The following is a 26,566-nucleotide window of genomic DNA, read 5'->3' on the forward strand; positions in this document are numbered from 1 at the left end:
AAATAGATTACATAAAATGCAGGATCAAGGCCAAGATAGTTCAAGGTGAGCAATGCGATTATTAACCTTTACAATATTATTAGCGTTTTATTTGATAGTGAGCCCATTACACGCCCAGTGGTATGAATCACAAGGTCGAGCCTATGTTATCCAAGGCGATAATATAGCCGCGCGCACTCAAGCAATAGAAAATGCGTTAAAAAAAGCACTACTTGTTGCCGGTGCATCAGTATCAAGTGTTCAACAAGTGGTCAATGGATTATTGACACAAAATGAGATCAATATACGAGCAACGGGCAATATTAATGCGTTTGAACTTGTCGATGAAACGCATGAAGGTAATACTATCACCGTAACCATTCGAGCAGATATTATCCCACAAGCGCGGCAATGTTTTTCCGCTGATTACCGCAAATCAATGTTAGTCACTAAAAGTCACTTGGTTCATAGAGAGCAAGCTAATGTAGGTAGCATTTATGCATTAGATACTGCCATCATGAAACGATTATCTGATCATATAAAACAAGATGGCTCCTATTTGTCTCCTAAATTATCTGTAAAATCGAGTAGCGCATTTTCTCGATATAACAACAGCTTACAATTCGATAAAATAAAAGCCATTTCAATGTCTTTAGCAGATATGACAGATAGCCAATATGTTTTATTTTCTGAAATAGAAGATATATCGTTCGCAACCGATGAAGAAAATCCTTGGCGGTTTTGGCAAGAAGATATCTTCCAACGTTACTTTCAACTTCGCGTACATATTTTTAACGGTACCAATGGTGAAGGTTTATTTGAAAAAACTTACCGTAATGCTGCCCCCTGGCAATTTGGTAAGCGAGAACAAGTAGATCCAAACGCCAGTATCTTTTGGCAAAGTCAGTACGGGCAAATTGTTGATCAAGTGTTAATGCAAGTTATTACTGATATTGACGACAATATGATGTGCCAACCAACACGCGGAAAAATTGTACAAATTACCGGAAATCAAGTGCGGTTTAACCTTGGTAAACAGCATGGCGTACAAATTGGTGACGAATTTTCATTATTGCACTTACAAAACTTTATTGCTGATAATGGTCATTCATATGCTGGGTTCAATGTCAGCCCATTTAAAGTTAAAGTAACTCAGGTGTCGCAATCTAATGCTGTTGGCCAAACAATTGATGGTGCAATAATCGATAGTATTCAGTTAAATGACTTAGTTGTGCGTTACTAAAGTGAGTTGATTTTAAGGACACTTAGCGTTTAAATAACGAAAGCTTATGTCCCTATAGTTTAACTGGATAAAACTGCGGCCTCCTAAGCCGCTGCTCCAGGTTCGAGTCCTGGTGGGGACGCCAGTAAAGATAAAATAAAAAAGCCGCAAAAAAGCGGCTTTTTTATTTTATCTGCTCAAAAGGTACTAAAGGTACTAATTGGCTAACTCTGTTTCCACTTCCTTGTCGTCTGCAACTGAGGTATTACTCAGTACGGCGGTTAATGCCAATACAAAGACTGCTAATATGACGGTTGTCAGTTTTATTCCTTTTGAAGACGACTGTTTCATTATGTAGTCCTAGTAGGTTTATCATTGTTATTTGTCTACTTCGCAACCAACTTAGCGGATAAGTATCTTTAATTCAATCATTTATCTAAAAAATCAGCTATTTTTTAAACAATTGTTGCTTTTGCGTAAACTTCATTGGTTATTTCTACCTATTTATTTTTGCGAATAACCCGCGATTTTATCGCATATGCAATAGAAACAAGACACCTGTCAACAAAATATAACAAATAGCGTAATAACATTTGCAGTCGCGCCATTACTGCGTAAAAATAGCGTCTCTAAAAAACACCCTCAAATGAAAAAATAAAATAGTTGGAGCCACTATGCCATCGCGTAAAGATCTCGCTAATGCTATTCGTGCATTAAGCATGGACGCAGTACAACAAGCAAACTCAGGTCACCCAGGAGCCCCAATGGGCATGGCAGATATTGCCGAAGTTCTTTGGCGCGACTTTCTCAAGCATAACCCTACAGACCCAAATTGGGCTGATCGTGACCGATTTATTCTGTCAAATGGTCATGGTTCAATGCTTATCTATTCGCTATTGCACTTGTCTGGTTATGATCTTCCCATTGAAGAAATTAAAAACTTTCGTCAGTTGCACTCTAAAACCCCCGGTCATCCAGAATATGGATATACACCCGGTGTTGAGACGACAACTGGGCCATTAGGTGCTGGTGTATCAAATGCTGTAGGTATGGCAATTGCTGAAAAAACACTCGCAGCTCAATTTAACCGTGAAGGTCACGATATTGTCGATCACTTTACTTATTGCTTTTTAGGCGATGGCTGTTTAATGGAAGGTATTTCACACGAAGCATGTTCTTTAGCGGGTACCTTAGGTTTAGGTAAACTTATTGCTTTTTGGGATGATAATGGCATTTCCATTGATGGTCATGTTGAAGGTTGGTTCTCTGACGATACACCAAAAAGATTTGAGTCTTACGGCTGGCATGTAATTGCCGACGTTGATGGTCATGATCCACACGCCATTAAAGAAGCCATTGAACAAGCGCACTCTATTACCGATAAACCAACTATGATTTGCTGCAAAACTATTATTGGTTTTGGTTCACCAAATAAGTCAGGGTCTCATGATTGTCACGGCGCACCATTAGGTCATGACGAAATAGCTGCTGCTCGTGAGTTTTTAAACTGGCCTCATGCGCCTTTTGAAGTACCTGCTGATATCTACAGCCAGTGGGATCAAAAAGACAAAGGCCATTCAGCGCAAACAAGCTGGCAAGCTAAATTCGAAGCTTATAAATCAGCACATCCTGAGTTAGCCGCTGAGTATGAACGTCGAGTAATTAAAGGCGAACTTCCAGCTGAATTTGAAGCAAAAGCCAACACGTTTATTAAAGAGTGCCAACAAAAAGCGGAAAGTATTGCTTCTAGAAAAGCATCACAAAATACAATTGAAACATTTGGAGCAATTTTACCTGAATTATTAGGTGGCTCTGCTGATCTAGCAGGTTCAAACCTAACGCTCTGGTCTGGCTCTAAAGGCATTCAAGACGATCCGGCAGGTAATTACATCTATTACGGTGTGCGTGAATTTGGTATGTCAGGTATTATGAATGGTATATCGTTACATGGTGGCTTTATTAACTATGGCGCCACATTCATGATGTTCATGGAATATGCGCGTAATGCGGTACGTATGTCTGCGTTAATGGGGATTCAAAATATTTTCGTCTACACCCATGACTCTATTGGCCAAGGCGAAGACGGCCCAACACACCAGCCAATTGAACAATTAACAAACTTACGTACAACACCTAATATGGTGACATGGCGCCCTGCTGATGCAACAGAAACTGCAGTCGCGTGGAAAAATGCCGTAGAGCGCCAACAAGCACCAACATCTTTAGTCTTCTCACGCCAAGGATTACCTGCAATTTCACGTGATGACGCACAAGTAAGTAATATTGCAAAAGGTGGTTACATCGTTAAAGAAAGTAACGGCACACCAGACGTTATACTTATCGCGACTGGTTCAGAAGTTTCGCTGGCACTAAAAGCAGCTGAAGCGATTGGTAACAATGTGCGTGTAGTATCTATGCCGTCAACTAACATCTTTGACCAACAGAGTGCTGAGTATAAAGAATCGGTATTACCAAGTGCCGTTACAAAACGCGTTGCGATTGAAGCTGCTCATACTGACTATTGGTATAAGTATGTTGGCTTTGCAGGCAAAGTAGTAGGTATGACAACGTTTGGTGAATCAGCACCAGGCAATAAGCTTATGGAACATTTTGGATTTACTGTCGAAAATGTAGTTAACACCGTGAATAGCTTATAATTTACTGGCACCACGTTTACGTGGTGCCTTATTCAAAGGTTTTTTTTGAAACATGCCTACAAATATCGCAATCAATGGTTTTGGTCGTATTGGTCGCAGCATTGCACGTGCTCTATACGAAAATAACCATCGTAAAGATTTAAAACTTGTTGCTATTAACGAGTTAGCGGATCCTGAAGGTATTGCACACTTATTAAAATATGATAGTACCCACGGTCGTTTTTCATTTGCCGTAACGCGCAATAACAACCTTTTAAATATTGCTGGTGATGACATTAATTTGACGCATGAAGCGGATATTAACAACATCGATTGGCATCAACAAAATGCAGATATCATTCTTGATTGTACAGGGGTTTATAACTCAAAAGCAGATGGCCTTGCTCATATCAATCAAGGTGCTGCAAAGGTACTCTATTCACACCCTGGCGCTAAAGATCTTGATGCCACCATTATTTATGGCATTAATGATAAAGCGCTGACAAGTGACGATCGTGTTGTTAGCAATGGCTCATGCACAACAAACTGCATTGTACCAGTGATAAAAGTTATTGATGATGCATTCGGTGTAGAAAGCGGTACGATTACAACCATTCATTCGTCAATGCATGATCAACAAGTAATTGATGCTTATCACGCTGATTTACGTAGAACAAGAGCTGCAAGTCAATCAATTATCCCAGTAGATACCAAACTTGCCGCAGGTATTGAACGCATATTACCCAAGTTTTCAGGACGCTTTGAAGCTATTGCCGTACGCGTTCCTACAGTGAATGTTACAGCAATGGATTTAAGCGTAACAGTAAGCTGTGATGTATCGATAGAAGATATTAACCAAGCCATAGTTAAAGCACAAAATAATGGGTTACAAGGTATTCTTGGATATACTGAAGAACCATTAGTTTCAATAGATTTTAATCATGATCCACATTCTGCCATTGTTGATGGTAACCAAACGCGCGTTAGTCACAAGCGATTAGTTAAAATGCTAGTCTGGTGTGACAATGAATGGGGATTTGCAAATAGAATGCTAGATACTGCTAAAGTGATGGCAGGTCTAAAATAATTAACTCGTTACAGGAATAACTCATGTCTGTTATTAAAATGACTGATTTGGATCTCGCCGGTAAACGCGTCTTGATCCGTGAAGATTTGAATGTACCCATTGCTGATGGCAAAGTGACTTCAGATGCACGTTTAAAAGCCGCACTACCAACAATAAAACACGCCCTAGCTGCAGGTGCAAAAGTAATGGTCATGTCTCACTTAGGTAGACCTACTGAAGGTGAATATGAAGAAAAATACTCAATGCAGCCCGTAGTGGCTTATTTAGAGAAAGCACTTTCGAACCCTGTACGTTTGGTCCAAGATTACCTAGATGGTGTTGAAGTCGCTGACGGTGAACTGGTTGTTTTTGAAAATGTACGCTTTAATAAAGGCGAGAAGAAAGATGACGAGCGTTTATCAAAGCAACTCGCGTCGCTTTGCGATATTTACGTAATGGATGCTTTTGGTACGGCGCATCGCGCACAGGCGAGTACACATGGCGTAGCTAAATTCGCACCTGTTGCTTGTGCTGGTCCTTTACTAGTTGCTGAACTAGATGCACTATCAAAAGCATTAGATAACCCAGCTCGCCCACTTGTCGCCATTGTTGGTGGTTCAAAAGTATCAACAAAATTGACCGTATTAGACTCATTGTCGAATATTGCAGATACACTAGTTGTTGGCGGTGGTATTTCAAATACATTTGTCGCCTCTGCGGGTAATGAAGTTGGTAATTCATTATATGAAAAAGATTTGATCCCAGAAGCACAACGTTTATGTGAAAAAACTGATGTCGTTTTTGCTAATGATGTAACCGTAACACGCGATAGCTTTGACGAGTGGAAACATGATTCTGTCGCAACAGTTAAAGCATTAGCTGACGTTCAACCAGAAGATGACATCATAGACTACGGACCAGAAACAGCTGCTAAAGTTGCTGACATCATTAAACATGCCGGCACGGTATTATGGAATGGTCCTGTTGGGGTATTTGAGTTTGATGCATTTGCTAAAGGAACAGAAGTGATATCGATGGCCATTGCGAACAGCGATGCATTCTCTGTTGCTGGTGGTGGTGATACACTTGCTGCAGTAGACAAATACGACATTGCCGATAAAGTTTCCTACATATCTACAGGTGGTGGCGCATTTTTAGAGTTTTTAGAGGGTAAGGTTTTACCCGCAGTCGCTATGTTAGAAACCCGCGCAAACGATTAATAACCATTGTAGATAATAAAAAACCTTAGTTTTAGCTAAGGTTTTTTTATGCCATTAAAAAATAAATTTGTTGTAACTTTCCAAAATAACTTACAAAAAACTGCACTACCATGTACTAAATGTCTACTTATTTTCGTAATTCTTTGCCATTTCACCAAATAACCTCCCATTCACGATAATAATCATGAATAAAAGAAAAAATACTATGATGCAAAGAGTGAAAACTTTCTGTTAGAATTACACAATGAAACATTCTTGTTTCGATGTGAAAGAAATTTAACGCAATATCCTCAACTAAAAATTGTAACTTAGGAGTTTTTCATGGCTTTAGTTTCCATGCGACAAATGTTAGATCACGCCGCTGAATTCAATTACGGCATCCCTGCATTTAACGTAAATAACTTAGAGCAAGTACGCGCTATTATGTTGGCAGCAGATGAAACAGACAGCCCAGTAATTTTACAGGCATCTGCAGGTGCAAGAAAATATGCTGGCGCGCCATTTCTACGTCATTTAATTTTAGCTGCAATTGAAGAGTTTCCGCATATCCCAGTTGCAATGCATCAAGATCACGGCACGTCGCCAGCTATATGTCAACGCTCGATACAATTAGGCTTTTCATCAGTAATGATGGATGGCTCTTTAATGGAAGATGGTAAAACACCTTCAAGTTATGAATATAATGTTGACGTAACGCGTAAAACGGTAGAAATGGCACACGCATGTGGTGTATCTGTTGAAGGCGAGCTTGGCTGTCTTGGTTCATTAGAAACAGGAGAGGCTGGTGAGGAAGACGGCGTTGGTGCAGCAGGAAAATTGTCACAAGAACAAATGCTAACTGATCCAGAAGAAGCTGCGGATTTCGTTAAAAAGACTCAAGTAGATGCACTTGCTATCGCTTGTGGAACATCGCACGGCGCATACAAGTTTACACGTCCGCCTACAGGCGATATTTTGTCTATTGATCGCATTAAAGCAATACATCAGCGTATTCCAAATACTCACCTCGTTATGCACGGTTCTTCATCTGTTCCTCAAGATTGGTTAGCGATTATTAATGAATATGGAGGGGCAATACCTGAAACTTATGGTGTACCTGTTGAACAAATTCAAGAGGGTATTAAGAATGGTGTTCGTAAGGTTAATATTGATACTGATTTACGATTAGCTTCTACTGGCGCAATTCGTCGTTTCATGGCACATAATCAAAGTGAATTTGATCCTCGTAAATATCTTTCAGAATCTACTAAAGCGATGTATGAGATCTGTAAAGCACGTTACGAAGCATTTAATACAGCAGGTCATGCATCGAAAATCAAGCCAATTTCGCTTGACGCAATGTTTGAACGCTATTTAACAGGCGAGCTAGACGCCTTAGTTAAATCTTAATTGCTTTACTAAAACTGAGATTGAAAATAACGAAACGCTAGCATAAACGTTTCATGAAAAAATCGCCAAACTAACGCACCCTTTTTATCGTTTGGCGTTATCTACAGGGAAGTAGATATCCCCTGCGCCCTATTAAAAATAACAATGGGCTTACGTTGTTAAATTTATTATAATTTCTCCCAACAAAAATTCTATGACATCTAGGGAGAATCTCGTGGAAAATATAATAAGTTGGTTTACGGATAATCAAGAACTACTTTATGGCTATGCCATCAATCTTGTCATCGCGTTACTCATTTTTATTGTTGGTAGAATTGTTGCTCGTTTAGTAACAGCCGCATTAAAGAAAGTATTAGTTCATAAACAAGTTGATGATACTGTTAGTAGCTTTATTTGTAGTCTTGCGTACGGTCTACTCGTGTTAGTTGCATTTATCGCAGCTATTTCACATTTAGGGTTTAATACTACCTCTTTAGTTGCCATTGTTGGTGCTGCAGGTCTTGCTATCGGTTTAGCATTACAAGGTTCATTATCTAACTTTGCTTCTGGTATCTTACTCATTACCTTCAAACCATTTAAAGCGGGTGATTTTGTACAAATTGCAGGTACAGCGGGTATTGTTGAAGAAGTACATGTGTTCTCAACTAAATTAAAAACACCCGATAATAAAGCCGTCATTGTACCTAACGGCGCAATTACAAGTGGCACAATTACCAATTTCTCAACGAAAGATACACGAAGAATCGACCTTGTTATTGGTGTAAGTTACAATGCGGACTTAGCCAAAACTAAAGCACTATTAACACGTGTTGTGAGTGCTCATGAACTTGTACTAAAAGATAAGGATATTACCGTAGGTGTAAACGAATTGGCCGATAGCGCTGTTAATTTTGTCGTACGCCCATGGGTTAAAACAAGCGATTACTGGCCTGTTTATTTTGACTTAATGCAATCAATTAAAGTTGAATTGGACAACGAAGGAATCGAAATTCCATTCCCACAATTATCTGTTCACGTAAACCAAGAGAATACAAATGAATCGTAAATTAGCTATTGCTGCACTATGCTGTACACCATTTTTATTAAATGCAGAAGAGCAAAAAGAAACATCACCATTTAAAGCATCAGCAGAATTTGGTGCGTTATTTAAAACAGGTGACACTAAGAGTGGAGATTTAAAAGCTGGCTTAGACTTTGACTATGAAAAAGCTCAATGGCGCAGCTCTCTAAATTTCGACGTATTGGTGCGTAAAACAGAATCAGAAGTAACAAATGACGACGGCACTACGTCTGATAAGTTTGAAACCACTGACCAAAAGTGGACCATTGTTTCTCAAACCAATTACACCATTGAACCCAATGGAAAAAACTATATTTACGGTAATGCTTCATATGAAGATAATCGCTTTAGCAGTTTTGATAACCAAAGTTCAATTTCAACAGGATGGGGTCGTCGTTGGTTTGAAACAGAAAAAGCCTCGTTAGATGCTGATATTGGTCCAGGTTATAAACGTGATGTTTTAAAAGAGCCAAATGAGCACGGTGAAACAACGGATGATGCGTTTATTGTTCAAGCGCAAGCTCTATATAAAAGAAAAATAAATGAACATGTACAGTTTAAGCAATTATTAGTTGCTAAGTATGCACCTAAAAATGGCGCTAATAGTACCTATAAAGCTGAGTCATCAATCACCACTAAGTTAATAGAAACCTTACAGTTGAAATTTAGCTTTATTGTTGATCACAATACTGATGTTGATGCAGATAAAGAAAACACAAACACGCAAACTGCAATGACGCTTGTTTATAGTTTTTAAACCTCAGTTAATTCAATTAAAAGCCTCGCTTGTTTAGTGAGGCTTTTTTATTGTTCGTTCATAAATCACTCACATTAGTAGGTGGATATTATTAAAAAATAGTATAGGGAAAGACACTTTTAATCAGGCAAATATGGTCGCATCGTTTATTAAAGGTGATATGTCTCTTGGTCATTTAGCAATAGGTATGATGTATGCCGTTCCCATTGAAGCGATAACAGCAAATATTTTTTTAAGACGGTAATGGTAATACTTGTCAGCCATCCTTGGTTAACACTGGCGCGCGATAGGACGCGCATTTGTCATAGAGGCATGACAATCTAAAAATATGGCCGTTAGAGTTCGCTGAACTGGGTGATAAGGTGTTGTCAAAGATAAACAATACATGAAAGCATTTTAGGGTGAAAACTCAGTAATCGCTAAAAGAAATAAGCGCCCTTTCAGGGGGCAGTGTCAACGCCACCTGCTAAGCACAAGGTTTATTTATTTAGTAGGCAAAGGTCATTTAGCCACTGACTAAAAAGCAATGACTGCTCTAAAGGCAACATATGTCCCGTTTGCTGAAAAAGCGTTAATTCCATGTGCTCATCTTGCGCGTTTATCTTTTGTAAATGAGCTATATCCACTAAGGTATCTTCGACCCCAACACAAAAATATTTTTTCATGGTCAATGCAGACAATTGTTCAAATAAGTCAACACGTTGCGTTGTTGCTAATAATTGTTGCATAAGCACCTCACCACCTAAGTCAGCATCCATTGTTCGAATAAGTGACACGATTTCATTATTTTGATGAGCTGACGGCGATAATAAATTTAAGATTCGTTTAGTAGGGATACCTCGATAACCATGTTCCCTAATCCAGTTAACGGTGCGAGTTCTTTCTTTAACTTCACTGTCAGGTAACGCGCATGGCATGTTAGCAATGACATACAACGTTTTTACGCGTTCGGGGAAACGCACAGAAAAGGCACAAGCTAAGTAGCCCCCTAAAGAAAAGCCAAGCAAGTTTACCGGCCCATCTGGTAGCTGTTTGGCAATATCTAACACAATGTCATCAATAGTCTCTGCGCTAGAAATCGTTAAATATTCAGGGTGAAATGCTTGATTGCTTGACGATAACATTGGTTGCCACATACGTTCGTCACACATAGTACCAGGCAATAAATATAAGGTTTCCATCATTACTGTAAATATTGATCAAAAGGTAAAATAGTTACGAACTTATCTGCTTCGATATGCCCTTCCTCTTGCGGCAGAACAATATAACAGTTTGCCATTGCCATACTTGTCAATACGCCTGAACCTTGGTTACCTGTTGAACTTACTACAAGCTGACCTGTTTCATCCGTTTGCATAATACCACGTTGAAAATCCATCCGCCCAGGCACTTTTCTCAGGGAAGACATTGTTTTCGCGGTTAAATAAATGGGCTTAGGTAGCACTAAATTTTGTAGTGCAGCTATTGCAGGCATGACAAGTTGATGGGCTGTTACTAAAGCGGAAACAGGGTTACCGGGTAGCCCAAAAAAGTAACTATTTGGTAGTTTACCAAAAGCAAAGGGTTTTCCAGGTTTAATCGCAACTTTCCAAAAGTTAATTTGCCCTAATGATTCCAATATTTGTTTGGTGTAATCTGCTTCACCAACGGATACACCACCGGTGGTTATTACCACATCAGCACTTTGGTCTGCATCGATAAAAGCCTGGCTAATTTTTTCTTTATCATCAGCAATAATGCCCATTGAGATAACCTCAACACCAAATTTTTCTAGCATAGCACGCAAGTAATAGCTGTTACTTTCATAAATATCACCTGTACTAAGTGTTTCTCCCGGGTGTTTTAATTCATCACCAGTAGAAAACAAAGCAACTTTCACCGGTTTATAAACCTTAACGGTATCAATACCTAATGATGCTAATACCCCTATATCTATTGTCGACAGTCGCCGGCCAATCGTAAAGACACAATCGCCTTGCGTAACGTCTTCACCTGCATGTCTAACATTCTTATTGGGCTTAACGCTTGTTTGTAATAGTACTTTCTCGTCCGTTAACAGACACTGCTCCTGCATTACCACCGTGTCACATCCATCTGGTATCACAGCGCCAGTCATAATACGTACACACTCACCTGCCTTACATGTACCTTGAAATGGCGCTCCGGCCATTGATTTACCAACGACATTTAATGGTACATCTGATGTATGACTCGCCGCAAAAGCATAACCATCCATTGCAGAGTTATCCGTTGGTGGCACGTTAACAGGGCTACATATGTTTTCCGCAACAACGCGGTTAATACTATTATTTAATGACACTAGCTCTGTGGAAGTTAGTGGTATTATCTCAACTAACATGCGCTTTAAAGCCTGCTCAAATGGCACTAAACCCGTGCTAAAGCATGAATCAGTCATAACTTCTTCCCTTTTATTTTTTGAGGCATTATCAAGTAATTAAAGAAAAGAAGCCATGCTTTATCTTGTCAACTTTTGATACAACTCAAATTTGTACTTTAAAATAATAGTATTATCATCAAAGCACATAATGTATTACTATTAAACGTATCTTCGCCGAGCTACTGTCGCTAAATTTATTGTAAACATGTGACTTTAGCCGTGATTATTAAATAATCGCCAGGGTTAATAGGGAAACTTATTGGCCTCCCGACATTTGGAAAGGTGGAATGTTAACAGACAATTTTGGCCGTAGGTTTTATTACCTGAGGCTTTCTATTACCGATGTATGCAACTTTCGTTGCGATTACTGTTTACCTGAGGGATACCAGTGTGATCATGATCGTGACTTTCTGTCGTTTAAAGAAATTCAACGAATTGCACGAGCATTTGCTTCTCTTGGTACGGAAAAAATTCGCATTACCGGTGGCGAACCTTCTCTTCGTAAAGATTTGCCTGAAATACTGGCAGCATGTAAGACAACACCCGGCATAAAGAAGCTAGCGATCACCACTAACGGTTACAAGCTATCAAGCCAAATTCATGATTGGAAAGATGCCGGTTTGGACGCATTGAATGTTAGTATCGACAGTTTAGATCCGAGGCAATTTCATGCCATTACAGGGCATAACAAACTACAAGAAATCTTATCTGGCGTTGACCAAGCCGTAACACTAGGCTTATCCCAAGTAAAAATTAATACCGTTTTAATGCGCGAATATAATGGCTCCGACATCGACACATTTTTAAATTTCGTTAAAGAAACACCTGTAACGTTACGCTTTATCGAGCTTATGCAAACCGGTGATAATCAGGTATTTTTTAACAAGCAACATGTTCAAGGTTCACGTATCAAACAACAGCTAGTACTCGATGGCTGGTTGCCTGTGATCAAAGAAAAATCCTCAGGGCCAGCTCAAGAATTTTACCACCCTAATTATAAAGGAAAAATTGGCTTGATCATGCCCTACAGTAAAGATTTTTGTGCTTCTTGTAACAGACTACGTATAAGTGCACTCGGTAAACTACATTTATGTTTGTTCGCAGATCAAGGATTATCTCTACGGGAACATATACAAAATAATGATCCTGCCCCGCTAATTGCCGCAATATCAAGTTTATTAAACGATAAAAAAGCAAGCCATTTTCTACATAAAAAGTTAACGGGCGCCACTAAAAACCTCTCAATGCTCGGAGGCTAAAGTGAATAAACAGCCAGTAAATTGTTTAGGCGTTGTTTTAGCAGGAGGAAAGTCTTCTCGAATGGGGCAAGACAAAGCGTTGCTTACTGTCCAAGGTGAAAGCTTACTCTTACGAGCATCATCGCTTTTGAAAAATGTCGGGGTTGACGACATCATGATAAGTGGTAAAACACATGGTGAAGAAGATATAGCACCTAATACCGGCCCACTCGGCGGGATTTATACCGCCATTGCTAACCATCACCCCAAGGCATTATTGATATTACCCGTCGATCTCCCCTTGATTGACGTACAAACCATACGCCAGCTCAAGACCATTGGCGAATTGACCAATCGAGCCTGTTATTATCAGCACCATTATCTCCCGTTATATTTACCCAATTCGGCCTTTTGTCATACGTTTTTTGCTACAAACTATAACGTTCATCACCCCAATGGAAAACATGCAGGTTACTCGGTAAGAGCACTTTTACAACAATTACCTCATAAAGCACTGCCACTGCAGAAAAAGCAGGCATTATTTAACGCTAATACACCGCAAGATTGGCAACAAGTTAATGCTAAACTTGCCGAAAATAGGATTTCACATGGCTAGTAACAAACATAATAGCAATACTTTTATCCCTTTAAATATCGCAATTTTAACGGTATCGGATACCAGAGATGAATTAACGGATACCTCTGGCACTGCACTTGTAGAGCGCGCCCAAAACGCGGGACACAAGGTTATAGACAAAATGATTGTAAAAGACGACGTTTACCAACTAAGAGCCGTGGTATCAAAATGGATTGCTGATGAAAAAATTAATGCGATTATTACTACCGGAGGCACGGGGTTTACCGACAGGGATAACACACCAGAAGCATTACAGCCTTTATTTGATAAAAATATTGAAGGCTTTGGCGAAGTTTTTCGCACGATTTCCTTATCCGAAATAGGCACTTCAACCGTACAGTCACGTGCATTAGGAGGTATGGCAAATCATACCGTTATTCTATGTGTGCCAGGCTCAACCAATGCCTGTAAAACAGCTTGGGATAAGCTCATTGCAGAGCAACTCGATGCAAGTCACAAACCGTGTAACTTTGTACCTCATTTAAACCTATCAACACAAACTTGTGGAACGAGAGCATAATGAGTCAACCAATCACACCTACGCTAAGTCATATCAACCAACATGGCGACGCTAATATGGTTGATGTTACTCATAAAGCAACAACAACCAGAACAGCGACTGCAGTTGGGTTTATTAAAATGACACAAGAAACCCTCAACTTAGTTATTGAAGGTGGAAATAAAAAAGGTGATGTCCTTTCCGTCGCTCGCATTGCAGGCATTCAAGCAGCTAAAAAGTGTGGCGATTTAATCCCCTTATGTCACCCACTTATGCTAACCAAAGTACAAGTAGAGTTTTCAATTGAACGTGAAAAGAATCAAATTCGAGTGGAAAGCCTTTGCAAGCTAACGGGACAAACAGGCGTTGAAATGGAGGCGCTAACAGCTGTATCAGTTGCCTGTTTGACGCTCTTTGATATGTGCAAAGCCGCAGATCCCAATATGGAAATATTTGGTATTCGTGTACTCAATAAAACCGGTGGTAAATCCGGACAGTGGCAAGCAGAAAGCTAAGGAAACGTTGATGATAAAGGTATTATTTTTTGCAACGCTAAGAGAAAAGTTAGACTGCCATCAAATCAACGTAGATACGCAAAAGACGGTTTCTTCGTTAATATCACACTTAAGTGAACGCTCACCTCTTTGGAAACAAACCTTAAGTGGCCAGGTCCTTTGCGCGGTTAATCAACAAATGGCAACCCTAGATGACGCACTAAACGACGGTGATGAAGTCGCATTTTTTCCGCCGGTAACCGGAGGTTAATATGCTAGTTAAAACCGCGGTAAACATTCAAGAACAAGATTTTGACCTCACGCATGAATGTGAACAATTACATGTTAATAATAATATCGATGGCGCAACTGTAACCTTTTGTGGTCGCGTGCGTAATAACAACTTAAACAAAGCGGTTACGGGGTTGTACCTTGAGCACTACCCAGGTATGACTGAAAAACAACTACACCTCATTATTGATGATGCAAGACAGCGTTGGTCAATAGGTAGAGTAAGAGTTATCCACCGTATCGGACAGTTAAATGTGGGTGAGCAAATTGTTTTTGTTGGCGTAACCAGCACTCACAGGCAAGACGCTTTTGCAGCATGCGAATTCATCATGGATCACTTAAAAGTAAAAGCGACATTTTGGAAAAAAGAACTTACACAAGATGGCCAAAGTAAATGGTTAGACGCGAAATCGACCGACCATGAAAAAGCACAACATTGGTAATGTTACACGGTGAATAAATTAAGATGCTAACTGCAAATGAAAAACTACGTTTTAGCCGACAAATCATGGTTAAACAAATTGGAGAAGACGGCCAATTAACATTACGTAACTCCACTGTACTTATAGTAGGCATGGGGGGACTAGGTAACCCAGTTGCTATGTATCTCGCGGCAGCGGGTATTGGCAAGCTTATTATTGCCGACGGTGATAGCGTTGATATAACAAACTTACAACGTCAAATACTCTTTAATCAGCACGACCTTGAACAGAATAAAGCGGATACTGCTGCAGATAAACTCCTTTTGAATAACCCTGATGTCGACATTGAAGTAGTCGACGAAATGCTCGACGCAGAATTAGCACATTATTATGTACAACAGGCTGATCTTGTTATTGATTGCTGTGACAATATTGCTACTCGTTACTTAGTAAATCAAGCATGTATTGAATGTACCGTGCCTTTTATTGTAGGTGCAGCTACAGGGTTTGATGGTCAACAAATGACTATCGATCCGAGAAAACCAAACAGCGCATGTTATCAATGTGTTTTTCCAAAAACTGAGGATGCTTTAGTCGAAAACTGTCAGACTATTGGAGTAATCGGTCCAGTACTTGCTGTTATTGGCGGTACGCAAGCGATAGAAGCGATAAAGTTATTAACAAACGTAACGATGCAGCAAAATCGCTTAGCCTTGTATGATGGCCTACATCAAAATTGGCAATATATTTCAGTCAAGCAACAACAAAACTGTCCAATTTGTTGCCGCCTTTAATTATTAGTAAATAATCCACCACTATAGAAGGTGGATTAAAGTTGGCAACAAAAAAGCCCTCAACGGAGGGCTTTTTCTTTAATTATTTCCAGAACTATTAAAAGTTTAGGTTACACACTACCTAAATAATCCAGCATTTTTGTCTGACATTGCTTCACGCCACCCGCCTAACCATTCCGATTTTGCATTAGTATTTTGATAAGGACAGTTTTCTCTATTTTTACCTGAAACCCCTGCTTGATAACCATTTGAATACGCTCTATCTAAACGATCTCTTTTTTGTCTTCTCATAGATGAATCTCCGTAATCATTTGTAATATATAACTTTTATTCAACCACTTTGACTGACAGCGAATATCAATCGACCACTTCATTTAAGATTATTTAGATTTTTAATGCAAGCATAAAAGTGTCATCATAACGTCACAAAAACATGTAATAGTGAATAATTTTCATGCCACTTTTTTGATGGAAATATAAACACCTGAAATTCATTCTGTTATTTTTTTATTGATAGATCTTTTAGAAATTAAAATTAAAATTTATATAAAAACTTCATTTAAACGAGCTTTGTATTAATCGACTAATAATGGCTTTAACATTTTCTCTAAACCATTTAGCTTAATTTCATAAACAAGCGCAAGTTGTTGACCAAGTTTACCTTCAGGAAAACCATTACTGTGAAACCAAACTAAATAGGGTTCAGGTAGTTGTAACAGTTTTCGACCTGCATACTTGCCAAATGGCATTGTTTGGTTAATGGCCGCAACCATTGCTTGGTGATCTATTTGCATTTAATGCCCTTTCGCACAACAAAAAACAGCATCATACACTTTTCTATTAAAAATAAAATTCATTAGGCCTGACGTTATTTGAGGTTTGAATAAAATGTATTTTACCTATGAATACACGCGTTAAACTTTTGTCATATTTCTCACAGACAGTTAATCAAACTAGATGCTAAAAAGGAGCGATAAGCCCATAAAACAGTAAATAAAACCATCTAGTTAATACAAAAATAGTCATAAAAGTTTCATAAAGGCTCATTAATTAGCAGTATAGGTGACATAAATTTGTCATATCTACCACTTATAATCGCCGCGAATATATCATTAACCAACAGACAGGGATCATCAATGTCTATAGTCCGTAAACGCAGTGCATCACACAAAGCTTATATTCCTGCTAACGCGAGAGATAACCAGTATATTTTAGCTGAATTTCCAATTACTAATGAGTTAATTAAAACACTAACGCCTGATTTTTGTGATCAAAATAGGCAAGCGTATTTCCAGTTTTATCAAAGTATGTCGCAACTGGTGTTTACACTTTGCAACGATTTTGCGATAAAAAACTGCGTATATGTCGCTAATGATAAACTTGTGCGTGTTCGGTACAGTCAAGAAGTGCATCAATGGCAAACGGGACAACAAATATTGTTCTATTACGATCCAAAAACACATGAATTACAAAATACATTTTTTGACGCCAATGTAAGAGCACAGAAAGTAACGCTGTTATTTTTAGCCGAAGGCGATGAAATAAGGCAAAATGCTGCCGAATTCCATCATAAAGTGATTCAATTACTCGAGTGTTTTCAACAACAATTGAAGATCCCACGTAATACAATTCGAGTGCGCGACCATCAGCACCTTACCTATGATATTTTTGCTCGAAACAAAGGCTGCACCGGCGTTGTTGCACATAAATTAAGAACGATTAGTAAACGCTATGCAAATCAAGGAATCTTGATTCCCGCAGACAGCTCAAACATTACCTATGCCGTGATCAATTTAACCATCAATAACCGACTATTAAATATGGTTGATATCGACCCGCAATCAGTTGATCCTTATAACCCACTATATACTTACTTAACAGATACATTCTCACTTGTTGCCAAACGATTTAACCTCAATAATGGTGCCATGATCGCGAATGGATTAGTCCCGATTGTTAGATTCAGTGAACACGAAACGGTCTCTGCAATTGGCGAATTGCAGATGTTGGGATATAACCCCGAACAAAGCCCTTGTGGTATTATCAGTAAATGGCAAGCAGATCAGCTTTCCGATAATGTACAGCTAATATTCGTGGCGACAAAAGACAATCGCAGTGAACACGGCTATGGACGGTTTTTAAATCAAATCGAACAAGCCATAAGGTTGCTTGCCACAGAGTTGGAACTGCCACAAGAAAAAGAAGAGTTAACCGTTAGATTCCATCAACATACTGCCTATAACTACTAACTCAAGCCATAATAATTGTTAAGTCTCATAAATAAACCAATAACCAGACAAAGGGGCTTTTTAAAATGATAAGGCACGATATAATGCACAATCTGGTCTTAACATAATGGTTTATTTATGACTTCAACTATTGAAAAAGCAACATTGGCAGGTGGATGCTTCTGGTGTATCGAAGCAGCTTTTAATAGCTTGCAAGGGATAATAAAAGCAGAGTCTGGCTATATGGGAGGGCATGTCGATGCGCCAACTTACAAAGCAGTTTGCGAAGGTAATACTGGTCATGCTGAAGTTGTGCAATTAACCTACGACAGCTCAAAAATAAGTTACCGTGATATTTTGGAAGTATTTTTCACACTACACGACCCAACTCAACTGAATCGCCAAGGTAACGATATAGGTACGCAATATCGTTCTGCTATTTTTTATCATAATGATGAACAAAAAGTGATCGCAGCAAACATCATTAACGAATTAATAGATTCAAAAACATTTTCTGCACCAATCGTTACGGAAATAAATGCACTGAGTACTTTCTATTGCGGAGAGGAGTATCATCAAGAATACTTCAAGAACAACCCGGAAAACCAGTACTGTCAGGCCGTTGTGTCACCTAAATTAGCTAAATTTAGAAAAACATTTGTTGAAAAATTAAAATAAAAAAAGCGCTTTAAGCGCTTTTTTTATCGTTAACTAATACATTAAAGTATATAACTTGCGTCGATATTTAGTCGCTAGGGGGTCACCATCTGGCAACGCTTTTAACACGTCTAAAAGTAACTGCTTACTATCTGCATCACTTGCATCTTGTTGCACTAAACGAAATAAAATCGCCAACGCATCTTCATTACGGTTAACTTGATTATATTGTGCAGCTAGTTTTCGTTTTAGCTCAATATTATCAGGCTGTTGTTCTAATGATTGTTCCAGCGCTTTTATTTCTGGAGAATCCGCTGCTTCATTCGCTAATTCCAGTTTGGCAACAAGCGCTGCATAGGTACTATCTTGATCAACCATTTTAATCGTCGACAGTAAAGCTTCAGCTTCGGATGTTTTACCCGTTTGTAAATAAACATCAATTAAAACGAACTTAATATCTGCGCGTTCAGGTGCTAGTTGGTGTGCTTGCGTGATCACACCGAATGCTTGGTTAACGTCATTTTCAGCTAAACACATTTTAGCCTGACTCAATAATTCATCTTCAAGCTTGGGTAAATGCTTACCAACAAACTCTTCTATACTTTCGTCTGTTTGCGGTCCAGAAACACCATCGATCGGCTGGCCATCTTTGACTAACACAGCAGTAGGAACCCCTTGAATACCAAATTGCATGGCGATTTGTTGTTCTGCTTGGCAATCTACGGTCGTCAACAAAATATGCTCTTCAGCGCCCATTAAGCGGTTAGATAGTTTGTCTCGAAGTTCAACACTTTCTGGCACTTGTTCCGCCCAAAAGGTCACTAACACTAATTTTTCTTTTGAATCTTCTAAGACAATTTTCTGAAAATTATCCATTGTCATGGCAACGGCTACATTTGACACATTTCTTCCCCGTCTGATTATTTATGTTAGAAGTGGGGGCACAGAATAAATTAACAAGTACTAGCATAGTGAAAATGACACGATCATATCTAAATAAATGCATTTACCTCTGTACAAGAGACCACCTATTGCTAAATCTTATTTTCTATTCAATATTTTATATAGAACAACACCATGTGACGTTATCAAAAATAAACAAATTTCTTTTTATTTAAATTGCAGATATAGTAAACCAAAGCGCTTGTATGGCTGTCGGCGTAATTATTACACTAATAATACAAAATATGATGAAACACGCTGCTGCTATAAGTTTTTATATTATATTCATTTTTGCTAGCTTTACGTTGGTTGCAAAACAAGCGGCCGATACCGTTATCCGTTACTGTGTTGATCCAAACTGGGCGCCTTACGAATCTATCGAGAATAATCAACACATTGGCTTATCTAGACAATACCTCACATTTATTGAACAAAACTCAACGTTACGGTTTAAGTTAGTGCCTACTGATAATTGGCAACAAACTATCGAATACGTAAAAACAGGTCAATGTGATCTACTACCGATGCTCAATAAGTCTAAAGAAAGAGAACAGTTTCTTAGTTTTAGTAAAGTGCTATTTCGAGCACCAAACGCACTCTACGCACACTATGATCAGCCACTCGTTGGTAACTTAGCAAGTATTAGAGAACAAACGGTTGCGGTTGTAGAGGGTTATAGAATGCATAATTACCTACAACAAACCTTCCCGACAATGCGTTTGGTTACGGTAGCTAATGAAGCGGAAGGGTTAAACAAAGTTGAAAATCAAGCAATTGATTTTTATGTTGGCTCGTTTCATGCCGCCAACCAATATATTAAGAATAATGCACTTCGTCACTTACGTATTGTTGGCATCGCAGAACTTGAAGATCTCCTTAGAATTGGCATAAGTAAAAACCTTGTTGATTTATTACCTGAGTTAAATCGTGCAATTGACCAAATAACCCCAGAACAACATGCTGAAGTGTTCTCATATTTAAATAATTCACAAACAACATCAAAAAAAGACCATAGTGTTGCTATTAAGTCTGCGATGGCTTTTACTGCCGTAATTGTGTGCTTATTATTTGGTTATTGGCGCTCAGTTAACAATGCAAATATGTTAGAAGCAAAAAACAACGCATTAGAATTAGCCAGACAACAATTAGACGAAAAAAACAAACAGCTAAAAGAATTAGCCATTCGAGACCCACTCACTAAACTCTATAATAGAAGCCATTTATCAGAAGCAATAAAACAACAAATAAAGCTTAAACAACGCTACAAGAAAAGCGCTTGTTTACTGATTTTAGATATCGATGACTTTAAAAAAATCAACGATAATTTTGGTCACAAAGTAGGGGATGACGTGTTGGTGAATTTTGCCACGCTGTTAACTAAATCAGCGAGATCAGTAGATATTGTTGCCCGCTGGGGCGGTGAAGAGTTCGTTATGCTTTGCCCCGAAACAGATGTTGAAGATGCAAAAATCATTGCAAAACGATTTCAAGCTTTGTTATTAAGCAATCAAACTGATACGTTACCAAACGCTACTTGTAGTATTGGTATTGCGCCACTTGGAGACGATAAAGACGCAGACCAATGGTTTATCGCTGCAGATAATGCCATGTATCAAGCGAAAGGCTTAGGCAAAGACAGCATATTCATTATTGAGTGATCACGCGCTTTCAACCCTATGAGCCAGTATGCTCATAAAACGTAAAAAAAGCGCCTGTAAGCGCTTTTTTTATTTACTTAATCTATCGCGTTGTTATTTAACTTCGTTTAGCAATTCACGTGCGATAATGACCTTCTGAATTTCACTTGTTCCTTCATAAATTGAAGTCACTCGAACATCGCGCGCATAACGCTCTAATGGATATTCTTTAATGTAACCTGCACCACCCATCATTTGTAATGCATCATAACAGGCAACATTGGCTTTTTCCGCAGCAAATAATTTAGCCATCGACGCTTGCTTACCAAACGGTAAACCTTGCTCTTTAGTATAGGCAGCTTGCATCAATAACAATCGAGCGGCTTCAAGTTCGGTATAACGTTCTGCAAGCTTCCATTGTAACCCTTGAAAATTGGCTAGCGGCTGATCAAATTGTTTACGCTCAATCAAATATTCACGTGCATAATCCATCGCCGCGATGCCAATACCTAAAGCGAGTGATCCAATACCTATTCGACCACCTGCAAGTTCACCGACAGCAACGCCAAATCCTTTATTTTCTTCACCGAGTAACGCTGAAGCCGGTACACGACAATTTTCAAAATGCACTTCATTGGTTGGTGAAGCCTTCTGGCCCATTTTGTCTTCTGTTTTACCAATGGTTACGCCTGCCGTATTAGCTTCAACAATAAAACAAGAAATGCCTTTACCTTTTTTAGCATTTGGATCTGTGACAGCCCAAACAACAAAGACATCGGCGAAAGTACCGCTAGTAATATATAGCTTACTACCATTGATTATGAAATCGTCGCCATCTTTAACCGCTGACGTTTTCATACCCGCAGGATCAGAGCCAGCAGAGTTTTCTGTTAAACAAAAACCACCTGCGCGATACTCACCGCTACATAATTTAGGTAAATATGCGTGTTTTTGCTCTTCGTTTCCTACCGCTTGAATCACTTCTGCCACCATATTGGTTACAGACGTTGTTACCGCCGTTGACGCACACGCTTTGGCCAATTCGGTAATAGCGAGACTAAAAGCAACCGTACCGGCCTCTACACCGCCATATTCAGCGTTAATATTAAGCCCCATAAAACCTAACTCAGAAAGCTTGGCTAAATTTGATAAAAATAGTGTTTGATCAGGTGTTTCATCTAATTGACTGGCAACAGGTGCTAACTCAGATTCGGCAAATTTCTTTGCCATATCTTGTATCATCATTTGTTCTTCAGTTAATGATAAATTCATGTGCTATGCCCCTATAGTGTTAGGCGAATTTTAATTTCTTTTTATTCTATACAAAAATAAACGTTTAAACACGAGTTTATTTAACGTTTACGTTAACTGAAACACAATATTACTGCGTAAAAAAAACGCACACAAGGTACGTTTTCTAACCGTATATCACCTTCCGAGCATTAAACGAAAATAAACCACAACAAACCTGCACCAAGCACTAAGCGATAGATAACAAATGGCATCATGCCGAGTTTACCAACAATAATGAGAAAGTAATGAATACAGGCATACGCGCAGATAAAGGCAAGCACACTACCTAAGCCTAGAATTTGCCAATCTATAGTGTCAGGGCTGGTCACAAACTTATAGGTTAAATAGCCACCTGGCATCATAATACCTGGAATAGACAATAAAAATGAAAAGCGTGCAGCGTTTTCTTTACTTAAACCAAGCATCATACCCGCTGTCATAGTGATACCAGAACGAGAGGTACCAGGAATTAATGCCAATGCTTGCGATAAACCAATCAACATAGCACCTTTAAAACCAAGCTTTTCAACCGACACATTTTCTTTCGCTTTCACATCAGCGAAACCTAGCAATACACCAAATATAAGCGTTGTTGCAGCAATAACGGCCACTGACCGTAAATGCGTTTCTATGAAATCACTTCCTAAAAAGCCAACAAGCCCAAGAGGAATAGAAGCCAGTATTATCCACCAAGCTAACTTGCCGTCAAACGAACTACCATCATGCTTTGCGGGACCAACACCTAAGGTACCAAACCATGCTACTGTCATCGCGCCTACTTCTTTACGAAAATAAATTACAACAGCTAGCAAGGTACCAACATGAACGGCAACATCAAATCCCAAGCCTTGCTCCTGCCAACCCAAAAGAGCAGACGGTAAAATTAAATGTGCGGAGCTAGAAATAGGTAAAAATTCCGTTAGGCCCTGAATTAACGCTAACCAAAAAATTTCTAAAAATGTCATTATGTCGTCATGTCCTTTTGCGATTGTTGCCAGTTTAAAGCAACCTTTTCTAACTTTTGAGTGGATTTATCAAACGCTTGCCACATTTCAGCAATCGTTTTATGTTCAACGGGGTGTTTAATATCAGGTGCAATCTCAGCTAACGGCCATAAAACAAAGGCGTTAAAGCAAATTTCATCACGTGGTAATTGCGCGGGCTGTTCACACACAAGATCATCGTAAAGCAGAATATCTAAATCTAGCGTTCTTGGGCTATATTTTTTAGCATCAACCTCTCGCCCATGCGCATACTCAATTTGTCTTAGCACCTCAGTAAGTTTATTTAATGGTTTTGTCGTGGTAAAGCCAACAACCATATTATAAAAAGGTGAACCACTAAAGCCAACAGCATCACTTTCAAAAAGCGATGATAACGTTAAGGTTCCAAACAATGATGCCAGCGCATTTAGACCGCTTTCAACGTTTTTTTGTCGTTCGATATTACTACCTATCGAGAGATAAACGTTGGCCATTAATTACATTGCCCTCGTTCAATTTCAACACCAACGGAATGAGCATTGTAAACAGCATTAGGCTTATGAATACGTAACTTCACCCACGGAATATGATACTGATTCATTAAAAATGTCGTCATACGTTCAGCAAGTGTTTCAATTAGATCAACGGGGTGTTCGTTAGCAAACGATTCAAGCGCTTGAGATATTTCTGCATAATCAAGCGTTTTTGCTAACTCATCATTTTGCGCCGCGGGTTGAATATCCCATGCCATTTCTACATCGAGCACCAATGTTTGCTTAATTTGCTTTTCCCACTCGTAAAAGCCTATCGTCGTTTGAATCGACAAGCCACTAATAAAAACCTTATCCATTAGAGTCAAAACTTAATTATTCTAAATTAAATGGCGAGTTTACCTGCACAAGAGTAGAAAAACTAGTTTGTTAAAGGCACAATGAGCAATACTTGAGATTGTTTAACAGGGAAATTGCGTCAGATGGTAATTTTGACACTCGTCATGGTTGTATTTGCCTATCTTTTGGGTTCAGTGTCCAGTGCAATTTTATTATGCAAATTACTCAAGCTTCCCGATCCACGCACACAAGGTTCTAAAAACCCAGGCGCTACAAATGTACTAAGAATTGGTGGAAAAGCAGCGGCGGCAACGGTACTTATATTTGATGTATTAAAAGGCACTATTCCTGTTTGGGCAAGTTACTTTTTAGGCATCGAACCGTTGTATTTAGCCAGTATTGCAATTGCCTCGTGTTTAGGACACATGTACCCTATCTTTTTTCAATTTAAGGGCGGTAAAGCCGTTGCAACGGCATTTGGTGCACTTTTACCGATAGGCTTAGATCTTGGTGGTTTATTAATACTTACATGGTATAGCGTTGCCAGAGTAACAAAATTTTCAAGCCTTGCAGCGATATGTGCTGTTAGCTTAGCACCGTTATATACTTGGTTACTTAAACCGTTATACACGTTACCCGTATTAATGTTATCTGTACTAATTATTTTTCGACACAAACAAAATATTATACGACTCATTAAAGGCACTGAGCCTAAAATTAGTCGTAAGAAAATGCTTTAATATATCGACTAAATAGCAGGTAACGTATCAAGCGGCCAACGAGGAGTTGCTTTAAAAGTTAAGTCTGCAAATACACCCGCTTTTAATCGTTGCATACCCGCATAAGCAATCATAGCACCATTATCGGTACAAAATTCAGGTCGAGGATAATACACCTTACCACCAAGCTTTTGCGTTATATTGCCTAACTTTTCGCGCAATGCAGTATTAGCACTAACCCCCCCAGCAATAACTAAGCGACTTAATTGGCACTGTTCAAGCGCACGTCGACATTTAATTGCTAACGTATCAACTACTGCTTCTTGGAAAGCATAGGCAATATCTGCACGAGTTTGCGCATCAAAATTATTAGCCTCTTGCTCTTTTCGAATCGTATTCGCGGTAAAGGTTTTCAAGCCACTAAAGCTAAAATCTAATCCCGGACGATCAGTCATTGGTCTTGGAAATTTATATCTCCCTGCATTACCGCTTTCCGCCATTTTCGCCAGTACTGGCCCCCCAGGATAATCTAACCCTAAGAGCTTTGCTGTTTTATCAAAAGCTTCACCGGCCGCATCATCAACAGACTCGCCAAGCAGTTCATATTTACCAATACCATCTACACGTACGAGTTGCGTATGTCCACCTGACACAAGCAAGGCCACAAATGGAAAATCAGGCACATCGTCTTCTAGCATAGGTGCCAATAAATGCCCTTCCATATGATGTACAGGCACTGCAGGTAAATTCCAGCCATAGGCTAAGCTACGTCCTATAGAACACCCCACTAAGAGCGCACCAATTAAACCAGGTCCAGATGTATAAGCAACACCGTCAATATCTTGCGGTGTCAAACCTGCTTCAGTAAATACCTCTCTAATAAGTGGTAGTGTTTTTCTTACATGATCGCGAGAAGCAAGCTCAGGCACAACACCACCATAATCTGCGTGCACCTTAATCTGACTATATAAACGATGTGATAAAATACCTTTTGCATCATCATATATAGCAATACCAGTTTCGTCGCAGGAGGTTTCAATACCTAAAATTCGCATATTTACCACGTTAATTGTTAAGAAAGAGTAATTTATGGCGGCGATTTTACCTAGCAATTACGCATTTCACCAGAGAAAAGCAAAATTAACCTTTACTTTCCATGTCTGGTGGCAGTAGAA

At 39.1% G+C, this 26,566-nt stretch carries 29 protein-coding genes, 1 tRNA gene and 1 riboswitch; of the genes, 19 read left to right on the plus strand and 11 right to left on the minus strand.

The genetic code is table 11. The features are described from left to right. The first annotated feature begins 52 nt into the window (after nt 1–52). A complete protein-coding gene (locus QUE09_RS13595) occupies nt 53–1,222 on the plus strand; it encodes a flagella assembly protein FlgT (RefSeq protein ID WP_286233318.1) in 1,170 nt (389 codons plus the stop codon). 48 nt (nt 1,223–1,270) lie between these two features. Continuing rightward, a tRNA-Arg gene (locus QUE09_RS13600) sits at nt 1,271–1,346 on the plus strand. A gap of 71 nt (nt 1,347–1,417) precedes the next feature. Here the strand turns inward: QUE09_RS13600 and QUE09_RS13605 are convergent. Further along, entirely contained in the window at nt 1,418–1,552 is a 135-nt protein-coding gene (locus tag QUE09_RS13605) for a hypothetical protein (protein ID WP_286233319.1), read from the minus strand. Nucleotides 1,553–1,875: 323 nt separating this feature from the next. On the opposite strand from QUE09_RS13605, the gene tkt reads away from it, so the two are divergent. From tkt to QUE09_RS13635, 6 genes are all read left to right on the plus strand, one after another. Further along, a complete protein-coding gene (gene tkt, locus QUE09_RS13610) occupies nt 1,876–3,858 on the plus strand; it encodes a transketolase (protein ID WP_286233320.1) in 1,983 nt (660 codons plus the stop codon). A gap of 52 nt (nt 3,859–3,910) precedes the next feature. Then, a complete protein-coding gene (gene epd, locus QUE09_RS13615; RefSeq protein ID WP_286233321.1) occupies nt 3,911–4,924 on the plus strand; it encodes an erythrose-4-phosphate dehydrogenase in 1,014 nt (337 codons plus the stop codon). Nucleotides 4,925–4,947: 23 nt separating this feature from the next. Further along, entirely contained in the window at nt 4,948–6,123 is a 1,176-nt protein-coding gene (locus tag QUE09_RS13620; RefSeq protein WP_286233322.1) for a phosphoglycerate kinase, read from the plus strand. Between the two features lie 321 nt (nt 6,124–6,444). Further along, on the plus strand, nt 6,445–7,512 hold the full coding sequence (fba, locus tag QUE09_RS13625) for a class II fructose-bisphosphate aldolase (protein WP_286233323.1): 1,068 nt from the start codon (nt 6,445–6,447) through the stop codon (nt 7,510–7,512). Nucleotides 7,513–7,726: 214 nt separating this feature from the next. Beyond that, nucleotides 7,727–8,557 carry a mechanosensitive ion channel domain-containing protein gene (locus QUE09_RS13630; RefSeq protein WP_286233324.1) on the plus strand — a complete coding sequence of 277 codons (831 nt, stop codon included), beginning with the start codon at nt 7,727–7,729 and terminating at the stop codon, nt 8,555–8,557. Next, nucleotides 8,547–9,329 carry a DUF481 domain-containing protein gene (locus QUE09_RS13635; protein ID WP_286233325.1) on the plus strand — a complete coding sequence of 261 codons (783 nt, stop codon included), beginning with the start codon at nt 8,547–8,549 and terminating at the stop codon, nt 9,327–9,329. Before QUE09_RS13630 ends, QUE09_RS13635 begins: the two co-directional genes overlap by 11 nt. A 479-nt stretch (nt 9,330–9,808) precedes the next feature. Here QUE09_RS13635 and QUE09_RS13640 read toward each other — a convergent pair whose 3' ends face one another. Next, nucleotides 9,809–10,513, minus strand: coding sequence for an alpha/beta fold hydrolase (locus QUE09_RS13640; protein WP_286233327.1), 705 nt, complete (start codon nt 10,511–10,513; stop codon nt 9,809–9,811). Then, entirely contained in the window at nt 10,513–11,745 is a 1,233-nt protein-coding gene (moeA, locus tag QUE09_RS13645) for a molybdopterin molybdotransferase MoeA (RefSeq protein WP_286233328.1), read from the minus strand. Before moeA ends, QUE09_RS13640 begins: the two co-directional genes overlap by 1 nt. A gap of 142 nt (nt 11,746–11,887) precedes the next feature. Then, nucleotides 11,888–12,028, plus strand: a riboswitch (molybdenum cofactor riboswitch). Between moeA and moaA the strand changes: the two genes are divergently transcribed. The 7 genes from moaA to QUE09_RS13680 all read left to right on the plus strand — a co-directional run bounded on the left by moaA (nt 12,015) and on the right by QUE09_RS13680 (nt 16,102). Next, nucleotides 12,015–12,986: a GTP 3',8-cyclase MoaA gene (gene moaA, locus QUE09_RS13650; protein WP_286233330.1), complete on the plus strand. Its 972-nt coding sequence runs from the start codon at nt 12,015–12,017 to the stop codon at nt 12,984–12,986. (Overlaps the previous riboswitch by 14 nt.) 1 nt (nt 12,987) lies before the next feature. After that, on the plus strand, nt 12,988–13,581 hold the full coding sequence (mobA, locus tag QUE09_RS13655) for a molybdenum cofactor guanylyltransferase (RefSeq protein WP_286233332.1): 594 nt from the start codon (nt 12,988–12,990) through the stop codon (nt 13,579–13,581). Then, nucleotides 13,574–14,122: a molybdenum cofactor biosynthesis protein B gene (gene moaB, locus QUE09_RS13660; RefSeq protein WP_286233336.1), complete on the plus strand. Its 549-nt coding sequence runs from the start codon at nt 13,574–13,576 to the stop codon at nt 14,120–14,122. The genes mobA and moaB overlap by 8 nt, the downstream gene beginning before the upstream one ends. Next, nucleotides 14,122–14,616 (plus strand): cyclic pyranopterin monophosphate synthase MoaC, encoded by a 495-nt coding sequence (gene moaC, locus QUE09_RS13665; protein WP_286233339.1) that lies wholly within the window; start codon nt 14,122–14,124, stop codon nt 14,614–14,616. The genes moaB and moaC overlap by 1 nt, the downstream gene beginning before the upstream one ends. A gap of 10 nt (nt 14,617–14,626) precedes the next feature. Then, on the plus strand, nt 14,627–14,866 hold the full coding sequence (gene moaD / locus QUE09_RS13670) for a molybdopterin converting factor subunit 1 (protein WP_286233341.1): 240 nt from the start codon (nt 14,627–14,629) through the stop codon (nt 14,864–14,866). Nucleotide 14,867: 1 nt separating this feature from the next. Continuing rightward, the gene (moaE, locus tag QUE09_RS13675) at nt 14,868–15,329 is read left to right on the plus strand and encodes a molybdopterin synthase catalytic subunit MoaE (RefSeq protein ID WP_286233342.1); all 462 of its coding nucleotides are present in this window, start codon (nt 14,868–14,870) and stop codon (nt 15,327–15,329) included. 23 nt (nt 15,330–15,352) lie between these two features. Further along, complete coding sequence (locus QUE09_RS13680; RefSeq protein ID WP_286233344.1) at nt 15,353–16,102, plus strand: HesA/MoeB/ThiF family protein; 750 nt, start codon at nt 15,353–15,355, stop codon at nt 16,100–16,102. 117 nt (nt 16,103–16,219) lie between these two features. On the opposite strand, the gene rmf is transcribed toward QUE09_RS13680, so the two are convergent. Further along, a complete protein-coding gene (gene rmf, locus QUE09_RS13685; protein ID WP_074500812.1) occupies nt 16,220–16,393 on the minus strand; it encodes a ribosome modulation factor in 174 nt (57 codons plus the stop codon). Between the two features lie 284 nt (nt 16,394–16,677). Continuing rightward, entirely contained in the window at nt 16,678–16,896 is a 219-nt protein-coding gene (locus QUE09_RS13690; RefSeq protein WP_434017205.1) for a DUF3820 family protein, read from the minus strand. Between the two features lie 342 nt (nt 16,897–17,238). Between QUE09_RS13690 and QUE09_RS13695 the strand changes: the two genes are divergently transcribed. Continuing rightward, entirely contained in the window at nt 17,239–18,351 is a 1,113-nt protein-coding gene (locus QUE09_RS13695; RefSeq protein WP_286233347.1) for a DUF3083 family protein, read from the plus strand. 117 nt (nt 18,352–18,468) lie between these two features. Further along, nucleotides 18,469–19,008 carry a peptide-methionine (S)-S-oxide reductase MsrA gene (gene msrA, locus QUE09_RS13700; protein ID WP_286233349.1) on the plus strand — a complete coding sequence of 180 codons (540 nt, stop codon included), beginning with the start codon at nt 18,469–18,471 and terminating at the stop codon, nt 19,006–19,008. A gap of 33 nt (nt 19,009–19,041) precedes the next feature. Here msrA and QUE09_RS13705 read toward each other — a convergent pair whose 3' ends face one another. Then, nucleotides 19,042–19,890, minus strand: a complete 849-nt coding sequence (locus QUE09_RS13705) for a tetratricopeptide repeat protein (protein WP_286233351.1) — start codon at nt 19,888–19,890, stop codon at nt 19,042–19,044. A gap of 245 nt (nt 19,891–20,135) precedes the next feature. Between QUE09_RS13705 and QUE09_RS13710 the strand changes: the two genes are divergently transcribed. Next, nucleotides 20,136–21,587, plus strand: coding sequence for a diguanylate cyclase (locus tag QUE09_RS13710; RefSeq protein ID WP_286233353.1), 1,452 nt, complete (start codon nt 20,136–20,138; stop codon nt 21,585–21,587). Between the two features lie 93 nt (nt 21,588–21,680). On the opposite strand, the gene QUE09_RS13715 is transcribed toward QUE09_RS13710, so the two are convergent. The 4 genes from QUE09_RS13715 to folB all read right to left on the minus strand — a co-directional run bounded on the left by QUE09_RS13715 (nt 21,681) and on the right by folB (nt 24,692). Further along, entirely contained in the window at nt 21,681–22,838 is a 1,158-nt protein-coding gene (locus QUE09_RS13715; protein WP_286233355.1) for an acyl-CoA dehydrogenase family protein, read from the minus strand. A 170-nt stretch (nt 22,839–23,008) separates the two neighbouring features. After that, nucleotides 23,009–23,824: an undecaprenyl-diphosphate phosphatase gene (locus QUE09_RS13720; RefSeq protein ID WP_286233357.1), complete on the minus strand. Its 816-nt coding sequence runs from the start codon at nt 23,822–23,824 to the stop codon at nt 23,009–23,011. Further along, nucleotides 23,824–24,336 carry a 2-amino-4-hydroxy-6-hydroxymethyldihydropteridine diphosphokinase gene (gene folK / locus QUE09_RS13725; RefSeq protein ID WP_286233359.1) on the minus strand — a complete coding sequence of 171 codons (513 nt, stop codon included), beginning with the start codon at nt 24,334–24,336 and terminating at the stop codon, nt 23,824–23,826. The genes QUE09_RS13720 and folK overlap by 1 nt, the downstream gene beginning before the upstream one ends. Continuing rightward, nucleotides 24,336–24,692 (minus strand): dihydroneopterin aldolase, encoded by a 357-nt coding sequence (gene folB / locus QUE09_RS13730; RefSeq protein WP_286233361.1) that lies wholly within the window; start codon nt 24,690–24,692, stop codon nt 24,336–24,338. The genes folK and folB overlap by 1 nt, the downstream gene beginning before the upstream one ends. A 123-nt stretch (nt 24,693–24,815) precedes the next feature. Between folB and plsY the strand changes: the two genes are divergently transcribed. Then, on the plus strand, nt 24,816–25,412 hold the full coding sequence (gene plsY / locus QUE09_RS13735; protein WP_434017206.1) for a glycerol-3-phosphate 1-O-acyltransferase PlsY: 597 nt from the start codon (nt 24,816–24,818) through the stop codon (nt 25,410–25,412). Between the two features lie 8 nt (nt 25,413–25,420). Here the strand turns inward: plsY and tsaD are convergent, their stop codons facing one another. Beyond that, the gene (gene tsaD, locus QUE09_RS13740) at nt 25,421–26,446 is read right to left on the minus strand and encodes a tRNA (adenosine(37)-N6)-threonylcarbamoyltransferase complex transferase subunit TsaD (RefSeq protein ID WP_286233363.1); all 1,026 of its coding nucleotides are present in this window, start codon (nt 26,444–26,446) and stop codon (nt 25,421–25,423) included. Nucleotides 26,447–26,566 lie beyond the last annotated feature (120 nt).

Origin of the sequence: Thalassotalea sediminis (genome assembly GCF_030295915.1) — a bacterium.
GTDB classification, from domain to species: Bacteria; Pseudomonadota; Gammaproteobacteria; order Enterobacterales; family Alteromonadaceae; genus Thalassotalea_C; species Thalassotalea_C sediminis.

Excerpts from the sequence above, each read along its gene's own strand:
- QUE09_RS13595 (WP_286233318.1), top strand. The coding sequence starts at position 53 with ATGCGATTATTAACCTTTACAATATTATTAGCGTTTTATTTGATAGTG.
- QUE09_RS13605 (WP_286233319.1), bottom strand. The coding sequence starts at position 1,552 with ATGAAACAGTCGTCTTCAAAAGGAATAAAACTGACAACCGTCATATTA.
- tkt (WP_286233320.1), top strand. The coding sequence starts at position 1,876 with ATGCCATCGCGTAAAGATCTCGCTAATGCTATTCGTGCATTAAGCATG.
- epd (WP_286233321.1), top strand. The coding sequence starts at position 3,911 with ATGCCTACAAATATCGCAATCAATGGTTTTGGTCGTATTGGTCGCAGC.
- QUE09_RS13620 (WP_286233322.1), top strand. The coding sequence starts at position 4,948 with ATGTCTGTTATTAAAATGACTGATTTGGATCTCGCCGGTAAACGCGTC.
- fba (WP_286233323.1), top strand. The coding sequence starts at position 6,445 with ATGGCTTTAGTTTCCATGCGACAAATGTTAGATCACGCCGCTGAATTC.
- QUE09_RS13635 (WP_286233325.1), top strand. The coding sequence starts at position 8,547 with ATGAATCGTAAATTAGCTATTGCTGCACTATGCTGTACACCATTTTTA.
- QUE09_RS13640 (WP_286233327.1), bottom strand. The coding sequence starts at position 10,513 with ATGATGGAAACCTTATATTTATTGCCTGGTACTATGTGTGACGAACGT.
- moeA (WP_286233328.1), bottom strand. The coding sequence starts at position 11,745 with ATGACTGATTCATGCTTTAGCACGGGTTTAGTGCCATTTGAGCAGGCT.
- moaA (WP_286233330.1), top strand. The coding sequence starts at position 12,015 with ATGTTAACAGACAATTTTGGCCGTAGGTTTTATTACCTGAGGCTTTCT.
- moaB (WP_286233336.1), top strand. The coding sequence starts at position 13,574 with ATGGCTAGTAACAAACATAATAGCAATACTTTTATCCCTTTAAATATC.
- moaC (WP_286233339.1), top strand. The coding sequence starts at position 14,122 with ATGAGTCAACCAATCACACCTACGCTAAGTCATATCAACCAACATGGC.
- moaD (WP_286233341.1), top strand. The coding sequence starts at position 14,627 with ATGATAAAGGTATTATTTTTTGCAACGCTAAGAGAAAAGTTAGACTGC.
- moaE (WP_286233342.1), top strand. The coding sequence starts at position 14,868 with ATGCTAGTTAAAACCGCGGTAAACATTCAAGAACAAGATTTTGACCTC.
- QUE09_RS13680 (WP_286233344.1), top strand. The coding sequence starts at position 15,353 with ATGCTAACTGCAAATGAAAAACTACGTTTTAGCCGACAAATCATGGTT.
- rmf (WP_074500812.1), bottom strand. The coding sequence starts at position 16,393 with ATGAGAAGACAAAAAAGAGATCGTTTAGATAGAGCGTATTCAAATGGT.
- QUE09_RS13690 (WP_434017205.1), bottom strand. The coding sequence starts at position 16,896 with ATGCAAATAGATCACCAAGCAATGGTTGCGGCCATTAACCAAACAATG.
- QUE09_RS13695 (WP_286233347.1), top strand. The coding sequence starts at position 17,239 with ATGTCTATAGTCCGTAAACGCAGTGCATCACACAAAGCTTATATTCCT.
- msrA (WP_286233349.1), top strand. The coding sequence starts at position 18,469 with ATGACTTCAACTATTGAAAAAGCAACATTGGCAGGTGGATGCTTCTGG.
- QUE09_RS13710 (WP_286233353.1), top strand. The coding sequence starts at position 20,136 with ATGGCTGTCGGCGTAATTATTACACTAATAATACAAAATATGATGAAA.
- QUE09_RS13715 (WP_286233355.1), bottom strand. The coding sequence starts at position 22,838 with ATGAATTTATCATTAACTGAAGAACAAATGATGATACAAGATATGGCA.
- QUE09_RS13720 (WP_286233357.1), bottom strand. The coding sequence starts at position 23,824 with ATGACATTTTTAGAAATTTTTTGGTTAGCGTTAATTCAGGGCCTAACG.
- folK (WP_286233359.1), bottom strand. The coding sequence starts at position 24,336 with ATGGCCAACGTTTATCTCTCGATAGGTAGTAATATCGAACGACAAAAA.
- folB (WP_286233361.1), bottom strand. The coding sequence starts at position 24,692 with ATGGATAAGGTTTTTATTAGTGGCTTGTCGATTCAAACGACGATAGGC.
- plsY (WP_434017206.1), top strand. The coding sequence starts at position 24,816 with ATGGTAATTTTGACACTCGTCATGGTTGTATTTGCCTATCTTTTGGGT.
- tsaD (WP_286233363.1), bottom strand. The coding sequence starts at position 26,446 with ATGCGAATTTTAGGTATTGAAACCTCCTGCGACGAAACTGGTATTGCT.